This window comes from Paenibacillus sp. V4I3 (genome assembly GCF_030817215.1).
Lineage (GTDB): Bacteria > Bacillota > Bacilli > Paenibacillales > NBRC-103111 > Paenibacillus_E.
Map to the genome: position 1 here is coordinate 4,684,441 of NZ_JAUSZA010000001.1, position 24,213 is coordinate 4,708,653.

21 protein-coding genes and 2 pseudogenes are annotated in these 24,213 nt (G+C 42.8%); 15 read left to right on the forward strand and 8 right to left on the reverse strand.

All coding sequences use genetic code 11. The annotated features are described in order from the left end of the window. Positions 1-55: 55 nt before the first annotated feature. The gene (locus tag QFZ77_RS21515; protein WP_307442537.1) at positions 56-910 is read right to left on the reverse strand and encodes an NAD-dependent epimerase/dehydratase family protein; all 855 of its coding nucleotides are present in this window, start codon (positions 908-910) and stop codon (positions 56-58) included. Positions 911-1,027: 117 nt separating this feature from the next. Between QFZ77_RS21515 and QFZ77_RS21520 the strand changes: the two genes are divergently transcribed. Both QFZ77_RS21520 and QFZ77_RS21525 read left to right on the forward strand, forming a co-directional pair. Then, the gene (locus QFZ77_RS21520) at positions 1,028-1,864 is read left to right on the forward strand and encodes a helix-turn-helix transcriptional regulator (protein WP_307442539.1); all 837 of its coding nucleotides are present in this window, start codon (positions 1,028-1,030) and stop codon (positions 1,862-1,864) included. Beyond that, a pseudogene (locus tag QFZ77_RS21525) lies at positions 1,801-2,081 on the forward strand (HAD hydrolase family protein); the annotation flags it as partial. The gene QFZ77_RS21520 and the pseudogene QFZ77_RS21525, both read left to right, overlap by 64 nt. A 66-nt stretch (positions 2,082-2,147) precedes the next feature. Here QFZ77_RS21525 and QFZ77_RS21530 read toward each other — a convergent pair. Next, on the reverse strand, positions 2,148-2,990 hold the full coding sequence (locus QFZ77_RS21530) for a TrmB family transcriptional regulator (protein WP_307442541.1): 843 nt from the start codon (positions 2,988-2,990) through the stop codon (positions 2,148-2,150). Between the two features lie 169 nt (positions 2,991-3,159). Between QFZ77_RS21530 and QFZ77_RS21535 the strand changes: the two genes are divergently transcribed. Beyond that, on the forward strand, positions 3,160-4,071 hold the full coding sequence (locus QFZ77_RS21535) for a DMT family transporter (protein WP_307442543.1): 912 nt from the start codon (positions 3,160-3,162) through the stop codon (positions 4,069-4,071). A 174-nt stretch (positions 4,072-4,245) separates the two neighbouring features. On the opposite strand, the gene QFZ77_RS21540 is transcribed toward QFZ77_RS21535, so the two are convergent. Beyond that, positions 4,246-4,974, reverse strand: coding sequence for a GDSL-type esterase/lipase family protein (locus QFZ77_RS21540; protein WP_307442544.1), 729 nt, complete (start codon positions 4,972-4,974; stop codon positions 4,246-4,248). 303 nt (positions 4,975-5,277) lie between these two features. On the opposite strand from QFZ77_RS21540, the gene QFZ77_RS21545 reads away from it, so the two are divergent. Beyond that, on the forward strand, positions 5,278-5,604 hold the full coding sequence (locus QFZ77_RS21545; protein ID WP_307442546.1) for a pentapeptide repeat-containing protein: 327 nt from the start codon (positions 5,278-5,280) through the stop codon (positions 5,602-5,604). Positions 5,605-5,835: 231 nt separating this feature from the next. Here QFZ77_RS21545 and QFZ77_RS21550 read toward each other — a convergent pair whose 3' ends face one another. Then, positions 5,836-6,642, reverse strand: a complete 807-nt coding sequence (locus QFZ77_RS21550; protein WP_307442548.1) for a hypothetical protein — start codon at positions 6,640-6,642, stop codon at positions 5,836-5,838. Between the two features lie 209 nt (positions 6,643-6,851). Between QFZ77_RS21550 and QFZ77_RS21555 the strand changes: the two genes are divergently transcribed. Together QFZ77_RS21555 and QFZ77_RS21560 are read left to right on the forward strand one after the other, a co-directional pair. Next, on the forward strand, positions 6,852-7,121 hold the full coding sequence (locus QFZ77_RS21555; RefSeq protein ID WP_307442550.1) for a hypothetical protein: 270 nt from the start codon (positions 6,852-6,854) through the stop codon (positions 7,119-7,121). An 80-nt stretch (positions 7,122-7,201) separates the two neighbouring features. Then, positions 7,202-7,381, forward strand: coding sequence for a hypothetical protein (locus tag QFZ77_RS21560; RefSeq protein ID WP_307442552.1), 180 nt, complete (start codon positions 7,202-7,204; stop codon positions 7,379-7,381). A 37-nt stretch (positions 7,382-7,418) separates the two neighbouring features. Here the strand turns inward: QFZ77_RS21560 and QFZ77_RS21565 are convergent, their stop codons facing one another. Further along, the gene (locus tag QFZ77_RS21565) at positions 7,419-8,843 is read right to left on the reverse strand and encodes an aminotransferase-like domain-containing protein (protein WP_307442555.1); all 1,425 of its coding nucleotides are present in this window, start codon (positions 8,841-8,843) and stop codon (positions 7,419-7,421) included. Positions 8,844-8,959: 116 nt separating this feature from the next. On the opposite strand from QFZ77_RS21565, the gene QFZ77_RS21570 reads away from it, so the two are divergent. Then, a complete protein-coding gene (locus tag QFZ77_RS21570; protein WP_307442557.1) occupies positions 8,960-9,898 on the forward strand; it encodes a DMT family transporter in 939 nt (312 codons plus the stop codon). Positions 9,899-10,481: 583 nt separating this feature from the next. Here QFZ77_RS21570 and QFZ77_RS21575 read toward each other — a convergent pair. Continuing rightward, a complete protein-coding gene (locus QFZ77_RS21575; RefSeq protein WP_307442559.1) occupies positions 10,482-11,678 on the reverse strand; it encodes an MFS transporter in 1,197 nt (398 codons plus the stop codon). Then, on the reverse strand, positions 11,675-12,124 hold the full coding sequence (locus QFZ77_RS21580) for a MarR family winged helix-turn-helix transcriptional regulator (RefSeq protein ID WP_307442561.1): 450 nt from the start codon (positions 12,122-12,124) through the stop codon (positions 11,675-11,677). The genes QFZ77_RS21575 and QFZ77_RS21580 overlap by 4 nt, the downstream gene beginning before the upstream one ends. Before the next feature lie 724 nt (positions 12,125-12,848). Here QFZ77_RS21580 and metG point away from each other — a divergent pair. From metG to metE, 4 genes and pseudogenes are all read left to right on the forward strand, one after another. After that, positions 12,849-14,474, forward strand: a complete 1,626-nt coding sequence (gene metG / locus QFZ77_RS21585; protein ID WP_307442563.1) for a methionine--tRNA ligase — start codon at positions 12,849-12,851, stop codon at positions 14,472-14,474. A 57-nt stretch (positions 14,475-14,531) separates the two neighbouring features. After that, positions 14,532-14,651: pseudogene (locus QFZ77_RS21590) on the forward strand (GrpB family protein); the annotation flags it as partial. A 190-nt stretch (positions 14,652-14,841) separates the two neighbouring features. Continuing rightward, complete coding sequence (locus QFZ77_RS21595; protein WP_307442565.1) at positions 14,842-15,744, forward strand: LysR family transcriptional regulator; 903 nt, start codon at positions 14,842-14,844, stop codon at positions 15,742-15,744. A 109-nt stretch (positions 15,745-15,853) separates the two neighbouring features. After that, complete coding sequence (metE, locus tag QFZ77_RS21600; protein ID WP_307442567.1) at positions 15,854-18,157, forward strand: 5-methyltetrahydropteroyltriglutamate--homocysteine S-methyltransferase; 2,304 nt, start codon at positions 15,854-15,856, stop codon at positions 18,155-18,157. 108 nt (positions 18,158-18,265) lie between these two features. Here metE and QFZ77_RS21605 read toward each other — a convergent pair whose 3' ends face one another. Then, the gene (locus tag QFZ77_RS21605) at positions 18,266-20,308 is read right to left on the reverse strand and encodes a GxGYxYP domain-containing protein (protein ID WP_307442569.1); all 2,043 of its coding nucleotides are present in this window, start codon (positions 20,306-20,308) and stop codon (positions 18,266-18,268) included. A gap of 421 nt (positions 20,309-20,729) precedes the next feature. On the opposite strand from QFZ77_RS21605, the gene QFZ77_RS21610 reads away from it, so the two are divergent. The 4 genes from QFZ77_RS21610 (at position 20,730) to QFZ77_RS21625 (ending at position 24,181) form a co-directional block, all read left to right on the forward strand. Further along, complete coding sequence (locus tag QFZ77_RS21610) at positions 20,730-21,161, forward strand: S-layer homology domain-containing protein (RefSeq protein WP_307449714.1); 432 nt, start codon at positions 20,730-20,732, stop codon at positions 21,159-21,161. Between the two features lie 152 nt (positions 21,162-21,313). Beyond that, on the forward strand, positions 21,314-22,435 hold the full coding sequence (locus QFZ77_RS21615) for an amidohydrolase family protein (RefSeq protein ID WP_307442570.1): 1,122 nt from the start codon (positions 21,314-21,316) through the stop codon (positions 22,433-22,435). Between the two features lie 55 nt (positions 22,436-22,490). After that, positions 22,491-23,186: an aspartate/glutamate racemase family protein gene (locus QFZ77_RS21620; protein ID WP_307442572.1), complete on the forward strand. Its 696-nt coding sequence runs from the start codon at positions 22,491-22,493 to the stop codon at positions 23,184-23,186. A gap of 32 nt (positions 23,187-23,218) precedes the next feature. Next, complete coding sequence (locus QFZ77_RS21625) at positions 23,219-24,181, forward strand: NAD(P)H-dependent glycerol-3-phosphate dehydrogenase (RefSeq protein WP_307442574.1); 963 nt, start codon at positions 23,219-23,221, stop codon at positions 24,179-24,181. Positions 24,182-24,213 lie beyond the last annotated feature (32 nt).

A 24,213-nucleotide genomic window follows, 5' to 3' on the forward strand; every position in this document is an offset into this window, starting at 1 on the left:
TATTTAATTCTTGTTTATTTGACCATGTCATCGACATGGTCTTTTTTTCATGAGATTACAATGCTCCTGCATCTCTAGCTGAATAAAACGAAGGGAAGATTGGTCGATAGTTTAATTCTTCTCTGATGCGTGTTGTATCTACGATCATATCCCATGGATTGAACTCTTGCTGCATGGCTTCTGTTAATTGGTTGTCAGTAAAACCATGGAGTCGAAATAGTTCTTCAACCGTTATGGGGGAATCATCAGCAACGTTATAAATGTTGCCATCTATTCCATGCATGCATGCAGCAAGCAGCAAAGCTTGACTTACATCCGCATGGTGTACCATATGAAGCCGTTTAGCGAGGTTCCATTTGCTCATTATTGGCAGAAATTCTGTGACATGGGGATCATGTTCACCATAGACAAAACCAAACCGCAGAATACGAAGCCCCAATCCCTTCTCACGATGAAGACGGAGCAAGGCTTCTTCTGCTGCGACTTTGGTTTGAGGATAAGGGAATCCAGGTCGTAATTCGTCCTCTTCGCGGCTCGGTCTGTTAGGAGCTCCAGCTCCAGAACCATATACTAAATTGGTGCTCGCAAACACAAATCTTGGAACTTCTGCATCTAAGGCAGCACTTGCTAAAGCAATGCTGGCATCGATGTTTGACAGTTTCGCCGTAGCTTCATCTACACCGCGAAACTGAGCGGCCAGGTGCACCACGACGTCAGTGCCTTGTAAAGAACTTGCTAGACTTTCCGTCTGCAAAAGATCACCTTCGATAACCTCAACACCTAGCTGTTGAAACGTACTCGCCTTTGAAGCATCTCGGATCATTGCTTTAACGTTATGCCCGCGCTGCATCAAACGTGGTACAAAGCGGCTTCCTATTTTTCCTGTTACCCCAGTTAAAAAAACATTCATTTTCGATTACCTCCTCGGTTTTGTCAATGCTATACTAACAGTATTACAGAAACTGGAATCAGCAGCCTTCCTGTGTTAAACGTAGGATTGGCAGTGTCAGGATAAGGGGAGCAGCCTATGAAAGAGTTTTCTTCCAGCTTATCGCTGGGTGAATTTTTGCGGGCACGCAGAGAGCGTCTTACTCCAGAGGAAGTTGGGTTGCCGTCTTATGGCCGACGTCGAACGCCAGGGCTTCGGCGAGAAGAGGTGGCCCAACTTGCCCATATTGGTATTTCATGGTATACCTCATTGGAACAGGGGAGAGATGTAAATCCATCAGAGGAAGTATTAGATAGTTTGGCGGAAGCGTTACGGTTATCCGTTGATGAGTGCCGCCATCTCCATATGCTTGCGATGCCAGCGAAACTGGAGGTAGAAGAGGAACAAGAAGTGAGTACCGGGTTGGAGCAAACGGTGAGGGCTCTTGAACCTAATCCAGCTTTCATTTTGGGAAGAGGTTGGGATTTATTGATGTGGAATCGAGCGGCAGAACTTGTATTTCGACTACCGACATTCTCAAAGGAATTACAGCAGCGCCCTAATTGGTTGAGACGTTTTCTGACGGATTCGACTCTACAAACGAATAATTTGGATTGGGAAGCTAAAGCAAAGGTCATGATTGCGCGGTTTCGTGCGGATTACCCACTTTTCTCGAACGACGAAAAGCTTAAGGGGTTAATTGAGGAGTTTATGGAGGTAAGTGGATTATTTCGTTCTTTTTGGCCAAAACATGATGTTCAGACCGTCGCTGACTGCCACAAACGATGGAACGATCCCTTTATTGGGGAGATGGAATTTGAACATGTGACCTTACAGCCACCGACCAATCCAGAACTTAAGATTATGATTTACACGGCATCTCCATCTACGGCAGAGCGTTTGAAAACATTACTAAAAACTTGGAGCGGGTTATGAAAGCATTAAAAGAGACATTGAATATTACAAAATATCCCCAGAAAATGAGTACCCTTACAGAAGAGCTGGGATTAAGAAGGTATTGGACTATTTAAATATTAACAAGTCGGAAGCAATCGCGTTTGGTGAAGGTGATAACGATATCGACATGTTGGAGTATGTTGGATTGGGAATTGCAATGGAAAATGGTGAGGAAAGGTTAAAGAAGAAAGCTGATATAAGAAGCCGTATCAACCATTGAGGTAAGATACGGCGTTTCTTCAAAATTTCCTTTGCTTTTAAGTTAATTTCCAAAGCCTAGCTTCTTCGCCATGCTGTAGCCAGCAGGCCCGAAGTTATACCTTTTTCGCAGTTCAATCAGATTGGGTCCGAATGTCTGTTCTAGCGTTTCACGGTGCGCTTGCATAATCTCATGGATGTATAGGTCATGGATGATGACCTCGGTGATCGGCATGACGAGACCGGGGTGCATGGTCCAAGCGGCGCGGCTGTCCGTTCCAAGAGAAACTATACCGGCTACCACTTCGCTGTCGTCTATGCTCGCCACAATCCAACGGCCGCCGTATTCCCGTGTAATCTCTTCACTCGAATCGTGCGGGTACACTTGCGCAAAATCGAACTGTAGTTCTCCATATACGACGATCAGAATCTCGACGCCTCGTTCCGCAGCCCTCCGTAGTTCCGGTTCCAGTAGCTTGGCTTCTTCTGTCCAGATTTCTAGCAAAATACGCCCAGCTGCCCGATTAACCGCTTCCGCCGCCCGGCTCAAAATGGCTTCAAACCCGGTGATGTTCCAAATGTTTTCCCGATTTAAGGATACATAAGAGTAGTGGGCAAGCGCAGTTTCAGCAGCTTCGAATGAGGAGTCGATTTTGCTTTTTTTCAGCCGGATCAGCTCTTGAGGCGGCAGTGGCGTATACAACGAAGGATCTTCGTGACTGACCATAACTTCGCCGCGCTCCACCATTCCGCTTAGCACTTCATAAATTTTAGAACGCGGAACACCCGAGTTCAAAGAAATCGCATACCCTGATAAAGGAGATTTATCCAGAAGGGCTAGGTACGCTTTGGCTTCATATTCGGTAAAATTCAAATCCTGCAACATCTTAATGATTTCTAATTTCATTTTTTAACCTCCTACCCTCCGCGTCGTACATAAGTCCTATTCTTTCACTTATCTGATCTACTCCATTATTACACTTGACAGACGATAGTGCCAATGCTGTATCATGAATAATAGTAGCTACAAAAGTAGCTACTACATTCAATTCCTTAGAATTACTTGGAGGTACAGCATGGATACATCAAATGAAATCCAAAAGGTGCTAATAGCAAAGGCCCAAAAAAGCAGCAGCTTTTACCTATTCGCTGTCATTATTGCCATTTTGCTATGGAGCACCTCGTTTGTTGGGACTAAGATTGCATACAATTCCTTTCCACCTCTCACATTGGGGGCGGCACGCTTTGTAATTGCTTCCTTCATTTTAGGAGCGATTATGCTGTCTAGAAAAGAATTTATAAGGCCTGCACCGAAGGATATGGGTTTGATGGCGCTGAGCGGAATATTGGGAACGACTCTTTACTTTGCGCTGGAGAATATCGGGCTTGAACTGACAACGGCATCGAGTGCCGCACTGATCGTCGCTTCTTACCCGGCCATAACAGCGCTGCTTGAGTTCATTTTTTTTCGAGTAAAAATTTCCTGGCTGAAGGGGCTTGGGATTGTGATGGCAGTAGTCGGAGTGTATCAGATTTCGGGCGGCAGTTCGGGGGAGAGTTCAGGACAGCTGACGGGTAACCTAATTCTAATCCTGGCGGGCGTTGTCTTTGCAACTTATAACTTTACAACTCGCAAAGTTGTCAGAAACTACTCAATGGTAACCGTTTCGTTTTACCAGACGATTGCAGGGACGCTTGCATTCATTCCGCTTGCACTGATTGAGCGGTCAAGATGGCAGATGCCTAGTGTAGATTCTCTCTGGATGCTGCTCTATCTTGGGGTTTTCTGCTCAGTAGCAGCCTTTATGCTTTATAATTATGGGCTGCGCAACCTCAGTTCCGGTACTGCAATGGCGCTGATGAATCTCGTTCCTCTTTTTGGCGTGTTATTCTCAACCGTATTCCTACATGAAGTCTTGCATATATATGATTTGATCGGTGGAATGATTATAATTGTTGGGGTTATTCTGAGTGTAAGGGAAAAGTGAGCTAGTTATCGCAGTATTGATTTATATATTCCTTTAATTAGTGAACCTCAGAACGTTATTCCGCTAACGGGACACGAGAGCTTAATATAAATTAAGCTGGTACATTTCATGAGCAGATTTGCATACATGAACATCTACCAGCTTTTTATAACATTTATTCATCCATTTTGCTTGTTAGTTGACTTCTTGGATGGCATTAGCAGCTAAGTCCGCGAGCAGTTGTTGTCCTTCCAAATTAGGATGAACATCTTCAGGAAGAATAAGGAGATTTTGCTTCCCGATAAACGCTGTGAACGCATCAGCAATTTTGATGCTTGGATCTGCCTTAAAAGAACTGATCGCTACGTTTGCTCCATATAGCAAAGCACCGGCTTGTGCATCCATTCCATAAAAAGGATTATAAATTGTATATAATATAATCGGTGCATCTGTCAAAGTGCGAATATCAAAAACAATTTGCTGTAGATTTGTAACAAGATTTATCGTGATATTTTGCATTAATGATACATCCTCGAGTGTAGGTTGATAATTCGGAATCGTTAGCAGTTTGGCAATAATCGGACTTGCACCCTTTAAAAAGTCGGCACTTCCGATATTAAGTGTGATCACATCAGCATGACGAACTGCTTGACGATACTTTTCAGTCTTAAGAAGAGTTAGGAGGTTAGATGACGTATCTCCCGGAACTCCAAGATTTCGCACACGGTACTTTTCGCCTTCCACTGATAACTCCGGAAATGCTTCTTTCGACGGGTGATTGTTTTTTGTGTCTAAGTTATACCCAAAAGTGATGGAATCTCCGAGAGCAACAAGAGATTTTTGTTCCTGTGCAAACGCTGTCGGTACCATAATCGCAAAACATAATGCAAAAGATAACGCCAATTTTACTGTAGATTTAAACATAGTTTCCTCCTTAGTGGTTTGTATGATACATAATGTATCAATTATAAACTAAAAGTCCTGAAATGTCTGTCATATTTCGCCGTCTTGCCCGGAAAACGGTACTAAAGTACGTAGGGTTTTCGTATCCGACCATTTCGGAGATGAAACAATAGTCCAATAACAATAGGAGAGGCTACGGGAAAGCATAATAAAATTAAATAGATAATATTTTTACATAAAAAGGTAGTTTGTATTTTTTAACGAATAGTATATCTTAGTTGAATAAAACGCTTTAAATAATCCAGTAAGAAAGGACGTTTTGCAGTGCCACTTACAGAAAAGAAAGTATTGGATTCAAACAATGGGTTGGAATTGCAAGATTTAAGAAACGAAGAAATACATAGGGTCTGTTTCAAAGAGGCTTCTTTTAATAATATTGATATGAGAGATACTTCATTTGCTAATACGAATTTTGTGAATTCTAAGTGGGAACATATCTATTTCTCGGATGTAACTGTTAATATGATTCAGATGGGAGGAACTATATTTGAAAATATTGTTCGACCTAAAGCGGGAAAAAGTCAGTTGCTTGAAGAGCCTGGAACAGGAAATTGGGTAAATGTCGAATCAGTAATGTTTAAAAAATGTTGATTCTCCCTGCATTTTTAGGCATCATAACCTCATTTTTGAGAAATCGAATCTTAATGTACATTGTATTTGCTTGGTCGTTGCCTTACGGTCTTTATTTATCTGTCGCGTCAATACCAAGTATTTGGAACTTTTTTAGTGTAGTCCTTTTTTTATACCTCGTTTCCGCCTTAAGAATGAGCAAGAGCTAACTTATGGTTAAAGGGCTTTATTGAAATTTTAAATTGGGTCATCTTATTTGATTAAGGTTAGCATCTGATAGACTTGGCGTTGATCTCCTTTCAGACGAACATAGCGGCACTGCAACTGGGAGGAACCATCTCCGTCCAAATAGATGCCGTCTACCAGCCTTCGATCGCTAAAGCTATCGAGAATGGCTGTTCGGAACTCTTCAATGGTACAGTACGAAGGTGTTACAATCATATAAATGTTCTCTTGACTATCATAAACAACTGCCGTACGCATATGACCTTCGTTATAGGCTGGCATTTGCTCCAAAATCATATCACTCTCCCAGCCAAAGCTATCGTTAAGCTTCATGCTGACACCCCCCTGTGCCCAATAACGCTGCTTATCTGTTACGGTCAGTTCACCGGCATGCGTGACTACTTGAATCGAGAAGCGTTTAGTGACGTCATCCCAAACAAGCGTTCCACGCTTTAAGTTAGTGTCAATGCCAGTGTTGTACCAGCCAGATCCGTAATCGCCAGGCATTCCTTTCAAAGGTTGGTCATTGATAACTGCGATACTTAGCAGAGCTCCTTCCCAGAAAAAGCCTCCATTAATACCGTAATAGGGAGTTTTCGTTACATTCATCTCGATCGCCTGCAGTCGAACATTATCCGGAGTAGTCCGAATTGTATGCAAAACGACGCCATTGGAAGCCTTATGTTTTTCATAATGGTAATTACGGGGATTCGCAATATCCCTTTGATTATATCCAATTAACGAGACAAGCAATGCGGTGGTAATAAAAATAAGAATTACATGAAAACGATTGAATCTAGAAGGCAAGAATTTCGTTAATATTGAATAGTTCACAAGTACACTCCTTGTCGGATAAAATAGACCGTATCGGTCCCACCCCTTTAATAAGGGGAATTAACTAGATATTGAGTATGTGGGATACATTTTACAACACCATGTGCTGTGGAGGTAATGCGTAATAAAAGGATAGGATAAGCTATTCTCTAAATTCCCTCAATTTCCCTTTTTTTCCTTTTGATTGATGTAACTTAAAACATTTTTATATGTCCATACGCTTCCTGCCGGGATGTGTCGGCGTCCCGGAAGGTCAGCCTGTCGTGGATTTGGCCAAACAGATTGTTGAGCTCTCTAGTCTTGTCTTTCGTGGTTTGATAACATTTGCGGGTCACTCTTACGATGCCAAGGATGTGTTTGAAATGGAGAAGTTTGCCATTGCCGAAGGGAATGCAGCGCGTACAACCGCTCAATTGCTTAGAAACAGCGGCTTACGTGCAGATGTGATAAGCACCGGTACCTATCTCCCGCTTCTCTGACAATGAACGGGATCACAGAAATTCGTCCAGGTACCTATATATTTGGTGATTTAATGCAAGTGAGCTTGGGGGCACATGCTTTGGAAGATTGCGCATTAACCGTGAAAACAACAATCGTCAGCAGACCCTCTGCGGATCGAGCGGTTATTGATGCAGGCACTAAGGTATTTAACGGTGTTGATCCAAGCATTCCGGCATCCATCCTGAAAACGCATGGGGACTGGCATACCAACGACGATGAATCCCACCCAATAGCTTAGTCTTGGGGGTGGATTTTTTGTTTAGTCATTTTTGGGATCAAAATCGACGAGCAATATCTGCGAGCAGCCTGACTCCATCCCGCAATTGCCCCTCATTGACGAACGAATAGCTTAAGCGGATCCAGGACCGCATCTCTCTGAGCGGATCACAGATGATACCCGGAACAAAAGAGACCGAATGCCGGACGCTTTCTTTCAAAAGCTCTTCTACAGGAAGTGCTTCGGGAAGCTTCAGCCATAAATTGAAGCCTCCTTTTGGACTGACCCAACTCCATCCGGTAGTGGACAATTCCTCCTCTACAATTTCTTTTCGTATTTGAAGGGCGATGCGCAGCTTCTCCAAATGTTGCCTAATCCGTTCAGACTCGAAGTAGTGTAGAAAAATTTTCTGGTTGACTAGAGGAGTTCCGTTATCAGCCAACGATTTTGCGGTAATGAGTGGTTTTATCACGGACGGCCGACCGATGACGGCGCAAATGCGTAGTCCAGGTGCCACATATTTACTGAAGCTGCGGAGATATACAACCCACCCATCTGTATCGTATGAAAAAATGGGCTGAGGAGGCGGCTGATCAAAATACATCTCGTGAATGGCATCATCTTCTATTAGTAAACAGCGATATCGTTCAGCCAGTTCGACAAGCTGCTTGCGTTGGTCTGGAGGAACCGTAAACCCGGTCGGATTGTGAAAGGTAGGATTCATATAAAAGATACGGGGGCGGTGCAGTTTCATTAGCATTTCGACTCTCTCCAAATCATAGCCTTCGGGGGAAATGTCGACAGGAATAAACCGTGCACCCTGTTGGCGGAATATATCGAGCGCGGCACTATATGTCGGTCTTTCTACCAAGATGAAATCCATCGGTCTGATGTATACCCGAGAAATTAGGTCAATCGCCTGCTGCCCCCCAGTCGTAATCAATAGATCGCTTACTGTGAGTTGAATACTATGATGGCGCTTCATGTACTGGCAAAGGAATTCACGCAGTTCTTCATCCCCTTGTACACTGGAGTAGGTTCCCATTAATTTCGGATAGATGTCGAAAACTTTCTTAACATATTCGGATAGGTAAAGATTCGGCAGCAAATTCGGATCGATCAGTGATTGGGAAAATTGATAACTAACGGGTACCTGTTGAATTTCAGATAAGGAGTTTTTCAAGTGGCCGGAAGAGGCGATGGGGCTTCTCTCCGTATACTCGGAAATAACATGTTCCGTGAATTCTGGACTTACATAATAACCCGCTTTCTCCTTTACGTAGACCTTATCGTCTTGTTTAAGCAACTGATACGCTCGAAACACCGTTAGTCGGTGCACCCGGAGCTCTTGGGCAAGCAGTCTAATCGAAGGGAGCTTGTCATGTGCTTTTAACTCTCCACGCTCGATTCTGGTGACGATATAATCGTATGTTTGTCTAAAAAGTAGTTTGGTATCATTCGTCGATGTGTCCGTATTCTTCATACCTTGTTCACTCCCTAATTCACTTATTATATATCATGCCCAAGTAATCTGTTCTGTTATATTTCATCTGTTCTATTACCTATCTTGTATAATACATATCAAGAGGGGGAACATCCATGATTATTTTCAATTACTTGCTCGTATGTCTCATTTTTGGCACGACGTTTTTAGCGATAAAGGTAGGTGTCGACGCTTCAACGCCGCCTTTCTTCTCAGCGGGAATAAGGTTCTTTGTTGCAGGTCTGATACTGTTCTTTTGGATGGTATGGAAGAAAAAGGCCAACTTATCGCTATTAATTCACAAAGAAATGCTGCTCACGGGAATAGGCCTGACTTTCGGTACATTCTCGACATTGTACTGGGCCGAGCAATATGTTTCCTCCGGTTTCGCTGCCGTTTTATCAGCTACGGCTCCAATGATGATGCTTGTGCTGCAAACACTTGTCCTGCGGCAGAAGACAACGTCACGATCTGCATTCGGTTGCATCCTCGGTTTCGTTGGAATCGTATTGTTATTGCTTCCACACCTTACAATAACTGCTAATATAAGGTGGATAATCGGATGTGTCGCTATTTTGGTCGGACAGATCTTCTATTCCTCGGGTGCGTTATATTCCAAACGGGTCATTCAGCGATTCCCACAAGCATCGCCCATTGCGCTTAACGCGGCTCAGATGATTTATGGAGGTCTGCTGCTTCTTATTCTGTCTTTATTCACGGAAAACGTGGACATCAATAGCTTGTTGTCAGCAAGGGCGATCGGATCTCTTCTATACTTAATCGTTATTGGCTCGATGGTAGGGCATAGTCTTTTCTATTGGCTCGTCGCCAAAACGAATCCCGTCTTTCCGACTACATGGCTCTATGTTTCGCCGACGATTGCCCTCACATTCGGAGTGCTCTTATATGGCGAGACGATCACTTGGGTATCGGCAATAGGGGTGATAACGATTATCACTGGAACGGTTTTTGCTAATTTGGACAGCTTGAAACAATTGATCCATAAGAGGAGAACAGACTCAATACCCGTTAGACAGGCTAAAGTATTAGACTAAAGAGACCGTGGATTCATTCATCCAATCTTGCTCTACATGGAGATGTCTTAAATCGGGATCAATCGTCATATATGCTCAATTGAGGTTACTGGATGAATGAATCCATATTCGCGGTTGAATGATGTTGTAAAAAGTGCAACAATTGCTGCCTAAACATTGGTAACTACTATAACTCATCTACCCTCACGAAAGCTAAATGACTCTAAAATCTACTTTTGGAGTTATGCCTACCAGTTGTGAGAAGGCATAATGAATCAATCTTCAGTATCCTGAATATAAAGTTAACATATGGGAAGAAGCATGAAGAAAATGATGAGGTAATTGGATATATAAATTTACAAATTGATCGGAGAAATAGATCGTAAGGATAGGAAAGGGCAAAGTTCTTGTCTTCTTACACAAATAGAAAAAAACCACCATTTTGGGTGGTTAACGAGTTAAGGTTCATACATATATTCTTCTTCATTTAGGATGCTATATGCAGGATTTCCTGAAGCCTCTGAATAACTAAGCATCCGACTCTCGTTGAAAGCCGGGTGCATTTTTTTATCCATCAAAGGAACCAGATATTTTGCGTAGATTATTATTTAATTGTGGTTGGGCTTGGTTTGAGGGAAGAAGTTGTTTTTCGATGATAAAGTCCGTAATACAGAATGGCAGAGCATGCGACAACCATCCCAGCAATGAAGTACATCGTATGGTAATTCGTTCTTGAAGCAACTGCACCAAGCACATAGGAGCCAATACCGTATCCGGAGTCGAAAAGTAAGAAATAAGTGCCTGTCGCAAGCCCTCTGCGGTGAGACGGCGCGGCTTGAATAGCGATCGTCTGAAAGCTGGGAAGCATCGCCCCGAATCCAAGGCCCAGCATACCTCCTGCGACTAAAAATAGGATAGGAGAAGACGCCATACTTAGGGTTATCATTCCTAATGTGAAAAGGAAGACCCCGGGATACACTAATAAATGAGGACCTGAACGATCAAACCATTTACCTGTAAAAGGTCTGGATATAACAATCATCAAAGCGAACACCATGAAGAAGTAACTCGCATATGTATCCAACCCGATGGATTTGGCGTACACGGAAAGAAACGTAGTAATAGCTCCATAAGAAAAAGCCAAAACACTGCCTGCCAGAGAAATGGGCAAAGCCCGCGGCTCAATGAACTTTCTCCAACCAGACTCTGTTTGCACGGCCACTCTCGAGATAGCTTGAGGAATACGAATGGTCACCCCAAACAAGAAAGCGAGAAGCGCGAACACAATGCACACACCAAATAGAAGACTATTATTGTGATCTTGCATAATGGTGAGCCCCAGAAAGGGACCAACAACCATAGCCAAGCTCATGAAAAGGCTGAAATACCCAATTCCCTCACCTTTGCGCCGCTCAGGAACAAGCTCGATGGCAACTGCACCTGCAGCCGTTGTTACCATCCCGAAACCTATGCCATGAACAAACCTTAACCCTAACAAAAAAGTATATTGATGAACGAGTGGATACAACGCCGTACAAATCATAAAAAGCGCCAGCGAGAAAAGAACGATCTTTTTCCGGTTCCATTCATCCATCCACTTACCAGTTAAAGGCCGTAAAATGACGGTTGAAATAATAAAAACGGTCATGACCAGACCAATTTGCTGTTGTCCGCCGTGCAGCGTATCAGTGACGAAGATTGGCAGCGTGACGGCGAGGATATAAAAGGTCATAAATAAAAAAAAGCTGCTGACACAGACAGCAACAAAATCACGATTCCACAATTTTTGATCCTTATTCACTGTGACTCCTCCAATTCCTTGATGCATGCATTGGCTTGGTTGGTCAATTGGATGAGCATTCCTCGCAAAATCGATGTTTGTTCCTCCGTGAAACCGCTAAGAACCGAGGCGATTACTTTCTGCTCAATTGGCGTCAGGATATCATTCAAAGCTTTGCCTTGCTCTGTGATAAAAGTAAGAAACGATCTTCGATCCGTCTCATTGGCCCGTCGTTCCACAAATCCTTTGCGCTCCAATTGATCGAGGATTCGCGTGATATTCGTCTGATCCTTTTCAGCTCGGACCGCCAGCAACTTCTGCGTAATGCCATCTTCATCAGCTAAACGATTGAGTACAACCCATTGCTCTGTTGTCATATCATAGGGCTGAAAATGGCTGTTCAATAACTGTGTCAAACGTCTACCGGCATGGTTCAAAATAAATCCAAATGAGTTATCTAATCCCAAAATCATTCACCCCACGTAGTTAGTTGCTATAGCAATTATATTCCTAGCAAATAAATTCGTCAACCAAATGCGTTCCTAGATGTATAACTTTTTCGAAATCGGACATATTACTTTACGACGGTGATTCAGCGAGGTGTTGTGTCGCATATCATGCAGCGAACTACCAGGGAAGTTGTTATTGAATCTATATAGAAGCGAGGAGATGTGCCGCAGATTCATTAATGTAGTCGTGTACTACAGGAATGTGATGAGGTAGAGACCCAGCTAAGTAAGGTTCAAGGCAAAAGTACCATCAATCCTTTCACCGTCGAAAAGGACCCTGAAAGGGGTCTTTTTTCTTTGAAAAAATTAAATTGATTTTTGGGATTATATAATTATAATGGATATAAAAGGAATACTAATAAAGCAACGACGAGAAAGAGTAGTTGGATCCCGTTCTTTGGGCAGAGAACTCCGGTAGCTGAGAAGGAGTAAAGAAACGTCTGACGAATATGGTCTCAGAGCTGTGCATCGAACCCTCCTGAGAGGAAGTAGGCCGCACCGGGCGCACCCGTTAACGTGCCAGGTTATAATCACCTCATTTGGTGACGTACCTGTAGAGGCCGGTAACCGTGAGGGATCGGTAAATTTAGGTGGAAACACGTGAGCGATAGCTTTCGTCCTTTTATAGGACGGGGCTTTTTTTGTTTTCAAAATTTATTCGTTTAACAGGGAGGAATTGGAAATGAGTATTTTTATTGGAGGAGCTTGGCCATATGCAAATGGATCACTTCATTTAGGGCGGGTAGCGAGCTTACTTCCTGGTGACGTAATCGCCCGTTATTTTCGGGAAAAGGGAGAAGAGGTGCTTTATGTATCAGGAAGTGATTGTCATGGTACGCCTATTTCGATTCAAGCTAACAATGAAGGTGTTTCCCCTAAAGTAATTGCCGATCGGTACCATAATGAATTTATGGATTGTTTCCGTAAAATTGGATTTTCCTATGATCTATATACTCGGACGGATCACCCATTCCACCACGAAGTCGTACAAGAGCTTTTTGTTCAATTGCTGGATAATGGTGTCCTGTATAAAAAAGCAGTTGAACAAACCTATTGTGACGGCTGCGAACGCTTTTTGCCTGATCGCTATGTGGAGGGGAACTGTCCTCACTGTGGAAGTGCAGCACGTGGTGATCAATGCGACTCCTGTTCGACTATATTGGATCCTCTGGACCTTCATAATCGTTCATGTAAGTTATGCAGCGGGACTCCATCCTCAAGGTTTTCAGAACATTACTTCTTGGCACTATCGAAATTTCAGAATGAGCTAGAAGCTTTTGTTGATCAGGCGGACGGTTGGAGGGAGAACGCCATTGGGCTAACCAAGCGCTATTTAGCAGAAGGGCTACAGGATCGAGCTGCTACCCGGGATTTAGATTGGGGCGTAGATGTTCCCTTAGAAGGTTTTGAAGGGAAAAAAATTTACGTCTGGGTGGAGGCTGTTAGTGGGTACCTTTCTGCTAGTAAGCAGTGGGCAATTCAGTGTGGTGAATCATGGGAAAAGTTTTGGACGAAAGAGGGTGTCAAAGCCTACTATATCCATGGTAAGGATAATATCCCTTTTCATACGTTAATATGGCCTGCTATTTTGCTTGGTATAAGGAATCTACACCTGCCAGATCAAATCGTTTCTAGCGAGTTCCTTACTTTAGAAGGCAAGAAATTTTCAACAAGTCGAAATTGGGCAGTATGGGTGCCCTATATTTTAGAGCAGTATGAAGCGGATTCTGTGCGTTATTTTTTAATCGCAAATGGACCTGAAAATCGTGATACGGATTTCTCCTGGAGAGAGTTTATATACAGCCATAATGGGGAGTTACTTGGAGCGTTTGGGAATTTTGTGAATCGAAGTTTGGTATTTATAGAAAAATTTTATGAAGGGAAAATCCCTAATGGTGCGATAGATTTAAAAATTAAACGACAAATTGAAGACCTGTATCACCTTTGTGGAAACCTTATTGAACAAGGTAGGCTGAAAGAAGCGTTGGAGATCGTATTTGCTTTCATTAGAAGCTGTAATAAATATTTTGATGAACAAAAAGCGTGGATACAGATAAAAGAAAATGTGGACTCTTGTAGCAATACTCTATTTACTTGTGTTCAAGTCATTGCGAATTTATCGATGCTGTTGGAACCTTTTGTACCTTTTTCCTGTAAGAAGATACGAGGTTTTCTAGGCTTGTTAGAGCCTTTCTGGGACTATGTTGAGAGCCCGGCCGGCAGAGAACTTACACAAGTTGAAGTATTGTTCCAAAGGATTGACGTCAGTCGGATTGAAGAGGAGGTCCTGCGATTAAAAAGCCATTGAAAATGAAAGAAGGAGGATTTCTATGGGCGCCAGTGTAGTTGTTTTGGTGATTTAGGAGCTGCAGGGCGAGAGGCTTTTATTCCTCCCGATGACATAACTTTGCATCACCTTTACGTATGTACGGTTGAAAACGCCGAATATAGGCGTCATATCCTTTTTCGAGATTATTTGAAATAAGGGTCAAAAAAAGCGTACAATCCTGATGGAGTGTGCGCTTTTTTGCATGCAATGAAGGAGGGAATTACCTATGTAAGGTATTAGGGATCGATTAATAAATGCCGCCGAACAAAAAAAGAAAGAAAGTTTATTGTCAAATATATTGATATACTTAAGACTAGTAAGGAACAACTTAGAGGGGAGTATTTCATTGACTCTACAACAATTAAAGTACGTTATTGAGGTTGCAAATCGGGGTTCTATTAATGAAGCTGCCAAGCGGTTGTTTATTTCTCAGCCTAGTCTTTCAAATGCTATTAAGGATCTGGAAGAAGAAATGCAGCTTGCGATTTTTGAAAGATCTAATAAAGGGATCTCACTTTCTAAAGAGGGTATTGAATTCTTAAGCTATGCGCGACAGGTAGTTGAGCAGGCGGAATTATTAGAAAGCCGTTACCTCAATGCTAAGCCTTCTCCGCAGCATTTTTCTGTTTCCACTCAGCATTACGCTTTCGCGGTGAATGCATTCGTGAGTCTGGTCCGGGAGTATGGCCAAGATGAATATGAGCTAGCTTTGAGAGAGACCAAAACCTACGAAATTATTGAAGATGTCAAAAATTTACGCAGCGAGATCGGCATCTTATATTTAAATGAGTTTAATGGGAAAGTCATCAACAAGTTGCTCAAAACCGGGAATTTGCAATTCAACAGCTTATTAACAGCTAAGCCGCATATTTTCATCAGTAGTAAGAACCCGCTGGCAAAGCAATCGATCGTAACTATCGACCAGCTTCAGAATTACCCATATCTGTCCTTTGATCAAGGGGAGTATAATTCCTTTCATTTTTCAGAAGAGATTCTCAGTACGATGTCACATAAAAAAAGCATTCGTGTTAATGATAGGGCGACGCTTTTCAATTTACTGATCGGATTGAACGGATATACCATATCGACAGGGGTGTTAAGCGCCGATTTGAATGGAAATGAAATTATTCCCGTACCATTGGATTGTGAGGAAACTATCAATGTCGGTTGGATTTCCCATAAAAATGCTTCACTATCCAAGCTAGGAGCGGCATATATACAAGCACTTATGCAGGCGATATCCCAATAATATTTTGCTATAGCCATTAGCTATGACTAGATATAGTTTATTCCAGTTACACTATACCAACCAATCCGTGATATCTTTCTTGTAACAATTTGTAGAGGAGTTTTACAAGATGATGAAAAGCAGTGTATTGGGATATCCGCGTATTGGTGCGGATCGGGAATGGAAGAAAGCGCTGGAGGCTTTTTGGTCAGGCAAGCTCGAAGAATCAGAGTTTCACCGTCAGTTGCAGGAGATCCGTTTGAATCATTTGCGTAAGCAGCAGGAGAAGGGCATCGACTTCATCGCGGTCAATGATTTCAGTTATTACGATCATATTCTTGATACTTCCACAATGTTCGGCATTATTCCGAAACGCTTTCCGTATAAGGGCGGCACGGTACCATTATCTGTTTATTACGGTATTGCCCGTGGGACGAAGGATGCAACGGCTAGCGAAATGACCAAGTGGTTTAATACCAACTATCATTATATAGTACCGGAATTGGGTGAGGCATCGCCGGTGCTTACCGAAAATAGACCGCTTATGGCTTATCGGGAGGCTAAGGAGAAGCTCGGTATCGAGGGCAAGCCTGTTATCGTAGGACCACTGACATTCTTGAAGCTGTCAAAAGGATACAGTGTTTCGGAGACCGACGACTGGCTGGGACGTTTGCTTCCGCTCTATGTACAGATACTTCAGGAGCTTGTGAGAGAAGGGGTTCAATGGGTACAGATAGACGAACCGATTCTCGTAACGAAGTTAAGCGCAGCTGACGTGCAGCGATTAAAGACAATTTATGAGACGTTTACCGCATCAGTACCGAACCTGAACATCATGCTGCAAACCTACTTTGAATCGGTAGAGAACTACAATTATATTGTCGAGCTGCCCGTCAAAGGAATAGGGTTGGATTTCGTGCACGGTTTATCTGGCAATATGTCGTCGATTAAAGCGCTAGGCTTTCCGGCGGACAAGGTTTTAGGCGCAGGGGTTATTGACGGTCGTGGCATCTGGAAGGCGCCACTGCGCGAGAAACTGGCACTCGTAGAAGAACTCGCTGAAATCGTCACGGCTGAGCGACTCATCGTGCAGACGTCATGCAGTTTACTTCATGTTCCGGTATCGGTAAATCATGAGACGAAGCTCGTAACTGAACTAAAAGGTGCTCTCGCATTTGCAGATGAGAAGCTGGATGAGCTTGTACTACTGGCGAAAGCTGTCTCGCGAGGCGGGGGCGGAGTCACAGGCGAACTGGAAGAACGTGATCGTGCTTTACTGGCACTCAAGCTGTCAGATGAGCGTAACCGAAGCGACATTCAGCATGCGGTCGCCGCCATCAGCGCTCAACATCCTGAGCGCAGTCGACCTTTTTCAGAGCGTCATATTGCTCAGCAGAAGAAATGGCAATTGCCTATTTTACCGACAACGACAATTGGCAGCTTTCCACAATCCCCAGAGGTGCGCAAAGCCCGCCAACAGTGGCGCAAGGGTGAATGGAATAATGAGCAGTATGCAAACTTCATCCGAGAACAGATCGATATCTGGATCAAACTTCAGGAGGAAATCGGACTGGATGTTCTCGTGCATGGCGAATTTGAGCGAACCGATATGGTCGAGTTCTTTGGTGAGAAACTCGCGGGCTTCGCGTTCACTCAGAACGGATGGGTGCAGTCGTACGGTTCTCGCTGCGTTAAACCGCCAATTATATTTGGGGACGTAGCGTTCAAAGAGGCGATGACCGTCGAAGAAACAAAGTATGCTCAGACGCGGACCAAACGCCCCGTTAAAGGGATGCTGACTGGCCCGATTACGATAATGAATTGGTCCTTCGTTCGTGAGGACATCACACGCGAACAAATTGCTTACCAACTGGCCTATGCGCTTAGACAAGAGGTGGAAGCGCTTGAGCAGGCGGGCATTGGCATGATACAGGTCGACGAGCCTGCGGTTCGCGAAGGGCTGCCGCTCAAGGGGGATGACCAAGCGAAGTACCTGTCGTGGGCGGTCAGAGCGTTCCGCATGACAACTTGCACGGTACAGGATACGACGCAAATTCACACGCATATGTGCTATTGCGAGTTCCATGACATGATCTATTCGATCGAAGCGATGGATGCCGATGTAATTTCGATCGAGACATCCCGCAGTCATGGTGAACTGATCAATAGCTTCGAATTGAACACATACAAACTGGGCATAGGTTTAGGCGTATACGATATCCACAGCCCGCGTATTCCGTGCGTGGAGGAAATGACCAGTATGATCGAACGTGCCTTGCGTGTGCTGGATCCGAAGCTATTCTGGATCAATCCGGATTGCGGACTTAAAACTCGTGGAGTCGAAGAAACTGTCGATTCCCTGCGCAACATGGTTGAAGCTACGCACATCGCCCGTGCGAAGCATGTCCAAGAACCTATAACCAATAATCGCTAACTAAATATTCGTGTAAGGACTAAGATTTGGACTTTGGAAATCTTTAGAAAAAAAGAATCGGACAGCGCAGTTTTAAACTGCTCGCTATCCGATTCTTTTTAAATGAGTTTACTCTTTTTTGGACAATCCATAAGCTTCACGAATAAGTGTGAAATACTGTTCGGCGTTTACGATTTTATATTCCTCTCCGAGTGATTCGGAGATGGCCAAAATATCGTGGGGTCTCATCCCCCACGCGTTAACCCCGACGGAAAGGAACAACGGCGATTTACCGTCCCAGCTTTTCTTGGCCTCGGCTAGCATATTAACTCCATCCTGAACCGTTCCAATTCCTCGCATCATCGATACCGGAAGCGTGCCGTTCATGATTTCGATGCCGAATTGATCGCTTACAAGCAGGATGCCGGGAACTTTATAATTTTGCTCGTATGCGGCCGCTTCGGATGCGCTTATTGGAATGTCTTTGGTGACATCCCGGTTTATCACCATCGGAATGGTCATACCGGTCTGTTTGAGATATCGGTAGGTATCCTTCAGGAAATCCGGGAGCGTCTCTTCCGGCCATGGATGTGGATTGAAATAACCAGCACCGGACGGTCCGGCGACCAACAGGTCATTCTCTGTCGCCGTTTTCCGGTAATAATTAAGAACCATTGGAGCGGCATCGTAGAGTAATGGACTGGAAGTCCAGTTAATGGGTACTTTGCCGCGTGCAGGATCTTCCCATAGTATCTCGCGCATATGATTCAAATCGTATTGCAAATTGTCTCCTTCACCGAAAGTGAACGTCACATAGATTTTGTTTTCCAGCTTGAGCGGGTTGGGCTTGATCTTAGGGGCCGCTTCCACCTTCGTTCCCGAGAAGACGGTCATGTTATGGAACCAATCAGCAGCCAATACAAAGACGCTATACCTCGAGAGTAGGTCAACGGAGGCGGCTTCGCCTTCGAAGTCATTGCTAAACCAGCCCAGATAAGGTGTCCCTGGCTCTACATCGGACAGAATCTTCTCTAAGAGTGCTCGCTGATCCGGTACATCCGTCGAAAGCCAGAAAACCATTGCTTTGTTAGAGACCGCATAGTCTCGTAAATATCCATAAGGCTCTTTCTGCTCTGAAGAGAGAGGGCGAATATTGCCGACCGAAACTTTGTATTGATTCCACATCTCCACAGAGATCGTCAACTGTTGCGTGCCTGTAGTAGGTTTAAATTCATACATGAAGTAACTTCCATTATCTGCGAAGCGGTGATCTGCACCCGGTAAATGCTTGGAATTTTGTCTGTCATATAAGTACAATTCTTCATCAGGTGTACCGGCATCAAATTGAGCGATTACCTTCCCGTCTGCCTTTACGGTGATGGCATGAACGGCCGGTCCCCATCCGTCCTGCGTGAAGGAGTCGTCGAAACGAACGTAAACCGCTTCTTTCCCTAAAAACGAAGAAAGGTCGTATTCATACGTTCCCCGGTTACTGGCATCACGTATTTGCCTTTTCTCTTCTGCAATCGTGACGAAGGATTCGGGTAGACCCGGTGGGAGAGAGATCGATGTGTCCGGACTTAGCCCAATCAACATCCGTTGGGTCGTCTGATTCCATAAGTGCTCGTACTGCCATGTGTATGCATCAATTTTATTTTTGAATTTGCCCCGGAAATCTTCGATCACTTTCAATTGGTAGGGAGCTGCGGTTAGCTTACCCGCCAATTCAGGGCTGACGACAACGGCATTCTTGAGTCCCGCCAACGTGGTCGCGACGTTTATGGAATCTGGATTTTTTGGATCGTAAATGATGATTCCTTTTACTTCATTTTTATACAAATCGAAGACATCCATGCTATTATCGTGGAGCTTATGCGGCATGGTCATTTCGTTATACCAGGGGTCAACCTTGTTCTGAATCAGATAAATACGCGGGTTCTCTCGATTCACAATGCCCTGAAGAGTAGCCATCAGCAGTTTGACGTCTCCAGGTGCATTAGAGACATTGACAACGTCCAAATACTTGGGTTGATTAAACGTTGGAAGCGCTTGATTTTTCGGCCATTTAATTCCATCGGGGGTCACACTTTCAGCCTGAGTCGCGGAAATGCTGAAAGGCAGCATTGTCACACATACTAATACCATGCATAAAATTCTTAATTTCCCAATCAATCTGCTCACCTCATTTAGGAATTAATTACAGCGAAGCTGTTGTTGTTTCGACTTGACCTCCTTCTTCGAAGAGTAGCGTGCTTTGTAATGTCATGACATGTTTGTATTAATATGTTTAACATGTTGTATATAATATTTCAAGTGATTCGATAAACAATCTTATAAGAAAGCAAAATATTACCTTATTCTACAAGTTCAAAACTACAGTTATTACATATTTTGCAGTTGAAGAGTCTGCTTAAGTATGTATAAAAATATATTTAAAATATTATATAATACATAATAATGTTCTTGTGTCTAAAAAAGAGAAAGCAACAGGAAGAATTATCGTTTCGGCCAGCTCCATAAGAAAGCTGGTTCAATAAATCTAAAAATTACCAATGGAAAATAAAGGATACTCTGTTGAGTTCCTCGAATTAATATTGTTTGGTCGGATAAGACGAAAGCCAAAGTAGACAAATGGTTATCAGCAGGGTTAATACAAGGGGTGTCGGAGGACTGGTTCGGTCTAAATGAAACGATTACCCGTGCTGAATTCGCGAAGATCGTGGCTCTTTCAATAAGAGTAGAAATAGATACCACATTGAAGACTTCTAGTTTCAGCGATGTGAAAGCAGACGATCCGATATATGGGTATGCGCTCCCCTTTATAGAAGCACTTCGCCAAGCAGGTGTTACTGATGGTATAGACGTAGATCGGTTCAATCCTAGTGGAGAGGTGACTAAAGAAGAGTTTGCTATTTTTTTGGTTCGCAGTCAGGGTAAAAATGCTGAGGCAAAACAAACGCAGGGAGTAATCGATGAAACGATATCCCGTTATGCAAGAGGGTATGTGGCATTGGCTTTGAATTAGTTTCCATATTTAAGTTCTGACGGACAATTCAACGGCGCTATACCAATTGTTCGTCAATTGGTTCTTCTCGGATTGGATGACTTAACAATAAGTTATTGAGGCAGCGGGACTTCGAAGGTGGAGTAATTTCAAGAAAGAAAGTTGGTCAAAGAATGAAAAACCAGATTATTATTACTTTAATAGTGACAGTGAGTACGGCCATAGGGATATGGCTAATTTCTGTTTTGGGGCTATTCCCTTTTGATCAAGTAAAAGATACCCCCGTTAAAAAAGATTTGCTCAATCCAAGCACACCAGTAATTATAAATGAAACACCGATTAAGAAGTCGACTGAGAAAACGCTTAAAGAGTTAGTCGAGCAATACCGTCATTTAAAAGTTATCGATGCCCACAATCATGATGCATCTGATTCAAAGTATCTAAATATGCTGGAAGTTTGGAAGCGTAATGCCGTTAATCAAGTTGTTCTCTTTGGAGATATATCTGAGCCAAGCGCTTTAATGACCGACCAGATGTCATGGATGGCTTACAAAGATAACCCTGATGTAATTATTCCTTACTTTTCAGGCTTCGATATGCATGATAAATCGAGTCTCGATGTAGTGACACATAACCTGGAACAAGGATATTTTGGTTTAGGTGAAATTGCAGCTGCTTCTATGTATTCACCTGTGGTATCAAAAGTGGCATGGAAGGGTGAAAGCCCAATGGACGGCTATTTACCGGACATATACGAAATATGTGCAAAATACAAAGTACCCATTCTGTTGCATATTGACCCACCAAACGGAATTGTTATAGATAAGTTAGAAGAGGCGCTAGACAAACATCCAAACACAATAATCATATTCGCACACGCAAACGCGTTTAATTCACCGGAAAATATCAGAAAACTACTCGAAAAGCACCCTAATTTGTACGCGGATTTTTATGCGGGTTTCACCGCACTCAATCCAGGTAGTGCCAATAAGTTGGATGATTTCATACCTGTGATGAAGCAGTTTCCTGATCAATTTATGTTGAGTACGGACTCTGGATTTGATATTGGTGAGGAGGCTGCAATTGGTGCGATGTATCAGTTATTAGATAAGCTTGACGACCCTAAGCTAGCACGAAAAATTGCACATGATAACCTAGACGCCATTATTCGTAACCAACCAGCTACAGAGACACAGATTGCGGAAATCCGTAAGAAATCCAAAGAAACAGGACAAAGTTATGAATGGAGTCATCTATCGAAGGTAAAGGCCGGACAAATTCTTTGGAGCAAATAATAATATCGATTTTCTGTTATTATGTAGTAAATAGTTATTTCCGAGGTGTTTATCAATGAAAACAATTGGGCTAATAGGTGGAATGAGCTGGGAGTCGTCCTTGCTTTATTACCAAATCATCAATCAGCGTATTAAGGAGAAATTAGGCGGGCATCATTCCGCAAAAAGTCTTATGTATTCGGTGGATTTTCATGAGATCAAGACTCTTCAACATGAAGGGAAATGGGATGAAGCCACAAAAATCATGATTGATTCAGCACAAAAACTCGAATCTGGTGGTTCAGATTTCATTGTCATATGCACGAATACGATGCACAAGATGGCAAAAGAAGTAGAAGAATCGGTCTCAATACCATTACTGCATATAGCTGATGCAACGGCAAATGAAATTGTTAAGTGTGGAATTAAAAAAGTCGCTTTACTCGGTACTGCTTTTACAATGGAACAAGATTTTTACAAGGGTAGACTGATTGAAAAATTTGGTCTTGATGTTATCGTTCCAAATGAAGCCGCAAGGAAGATTGTACATGATATCATCTATCAAGAACTTTGTCTCGGAATTATTAAAGAAAATTCTAAACGATCCTACTTAGAGATCATTAATAGTCTTGTCCAAGATGGGGTAGAGGCCGTTATCCTTGGCTGCACAGAAATCACCTTATTAATATCTCAACTGGATTGCAGGGTGCCTATATTCGATACAACGAGGATCCATGCTGAATATGCAGTAGATTTAGCTTTGAAAGATTAAATAGACAGTATGTAAAGGAGCTGTGCTACTTAATGAGGGTTACTGTTTTAGGTTGTGGAAGATGGGGATCTTTTTTAGCTTGGTATGCAAATAAAATAGGACATGACGTCATGTTATGGGGAAGAGAAGAATCAAAAAATTATCAAAGATTAGTTCATAGTAGAACAAATGAATATTTACAATTACCCCAAAACATACATTTAACAGATAGAATTGCTGAAGCAATTGGGTTTGCCGAAATCATTTTTATCGCTATTAGTGCTCAGGAACTTAGAGGTTTTGCAAAGCAGTTAAATACCATGAGAATTACAAATAAGATCTTTGTTTTATGTATGAAAGGACTTGAAATGGAGTCTGGAGAAAGACTCTCACAAGTTTTTATGGAAGGGATACAATCACCTGTAAATTTAGCAATTTGGGTTGGACCTGGGCATGTTCAAGATTTTGTTAAGGACATTCCAAACTGTATGGTTATTGATTCAGATCACATGCACATAACTAAATTGCTTGTGGACAGCTTCGGAAGTGAGATTATAAGATTTTATTATGGGCAAGATTTGTTAGGCAATGAGATAGGTGCTGCAGCGAAAAATGTAATTGGAATCGCAGCAGGTATGTTGGATGGATTAGGTTATACAAGTTTGAAAGGAGCCTTGATGGCTAGAGGAACAAAAGAAATTGCAAGATTAGTCAAGGCAATGGGAGGGAACGAATTAACCATTTACGGATTAGGACATCTTGGTGATTACGAAGCGACCGTGTTCTCTAATCATAGTCATAATCGACGTTTTGGTGAGGCATTTGTAAAAAAGGAACCTTTCGAGAAACTAGCTGAAGGAGTAGCAACCGTAAAAGCATTATTACGATTGTCCACTAAATATGATGTGGAGCTACCCATTTGCCAGGCTGTTAATTCAGTACTCACTGAAGGTAATGATCCAAACGAACAACTAATAAGATTATTTATGAGACCCGTGAAATTTGAAGGTATTTAATTAACTATCATAATTTTAAAGACACAAATTAG

What these genes read in the sequence shown, in the direction of transcription:
- QFZ77_RS21515 (WP_307442537.1), bottom strand. Translation starts at nt 910, where the DNA reads ATGAATGTTTTTTTAACTGGGGTAACAGGAAAAATAGGAAGCCGCTTT.
- QFZ77_RS21520 (WP_307442539.1), top strand. Translation starts at nt 1,028, where the DNA reads ATGAAAGAGTTTTCTTCCAGCTTATCGCTGGGTGAATTTTTGCGGGCA.
- QFZ77_RS21530 (WP_307442541.1), bottom strand. Translation starts at nt 2,990, where the DNA reads ATGAAATTAGAAATCATTAAGATGTTGCAGGATTTGAATTTTACCGAA.
- QFZ77_RS21535 (WP_307442543.1), top strand. Translation starts at nt 3,160, where the DNA reads ATGGATACATCAAATGAAATCCAAAAGGTGCTAATAGCAAAGGCCCAA.
- QFZ77_RS21540 (WP_307442544.1), bottom strand. Translation starts at nt 4,974, where the DNA reads ATGTTTAAATCTACAGTAAAATTGGCGTTATCTTTTGCATTATGTTTT.
- QFZ77_RS21555 (WP_307442550.1), top strand. Translation starts at nt 6,852, where the DNA reads ATGTCCATACGCTTCCTGCCGGGATGTGTCGGCGTCCCGGAAGGTCAG.
- QFZ77_RS21565 (WP_307442555.1), bottom strand. Translation starts at nt 8,843, where the DNA reads ATGAAGAATACGGACACATCGACGAATGATACCAAACTACTTTTTAGA.
- QFZ77_RS21570 (WP_307442557.1), top strand. Translation starts at nt 8,960, where the DNA reads ATGATTATTTTCAATTACTTGCTCGTATGTCTCATTTTTGGCACGACG.
- metG (WP_307442563.1), top strand. Translation starts at nt 12,849, where the DNA reads ATGAGTATTTTTATTGGAGGAGCTTGGCCATATGCAAATGGATCACTT.
- metE (WP_307442567.1), top strand. Translation starts at nt 15,854, where the DNA reads ATGATGAAAAGCAGTGTATTGGGATATCCGCGTATTGGTGCGGATCGG.
- QFZ77_RS21615 (WP_307442570.1), top strand. Translation starts at nt 21,314, where the DNA reads ATGAAAAACCAGATTATTATTACTTTAATAGTGACAGTGAGTACGGCC.
- QFZ77_RS21620 (WP_307442572.1), top strand. Translation starts at nt 22,491, where the DNA reads ATGAAAACAATTGGGCTAATAGGTGGAATGAGCTGGGAGTCGTCCTTG.
- QFZ77_RS21625 (WP_307442574.1), top strand. Translation starts at nt 23,219, where the DNA reads ATGAGGGTTACTGTTTTAGGTTGTGGAAGATGGGGATCTTTTTTAGCT.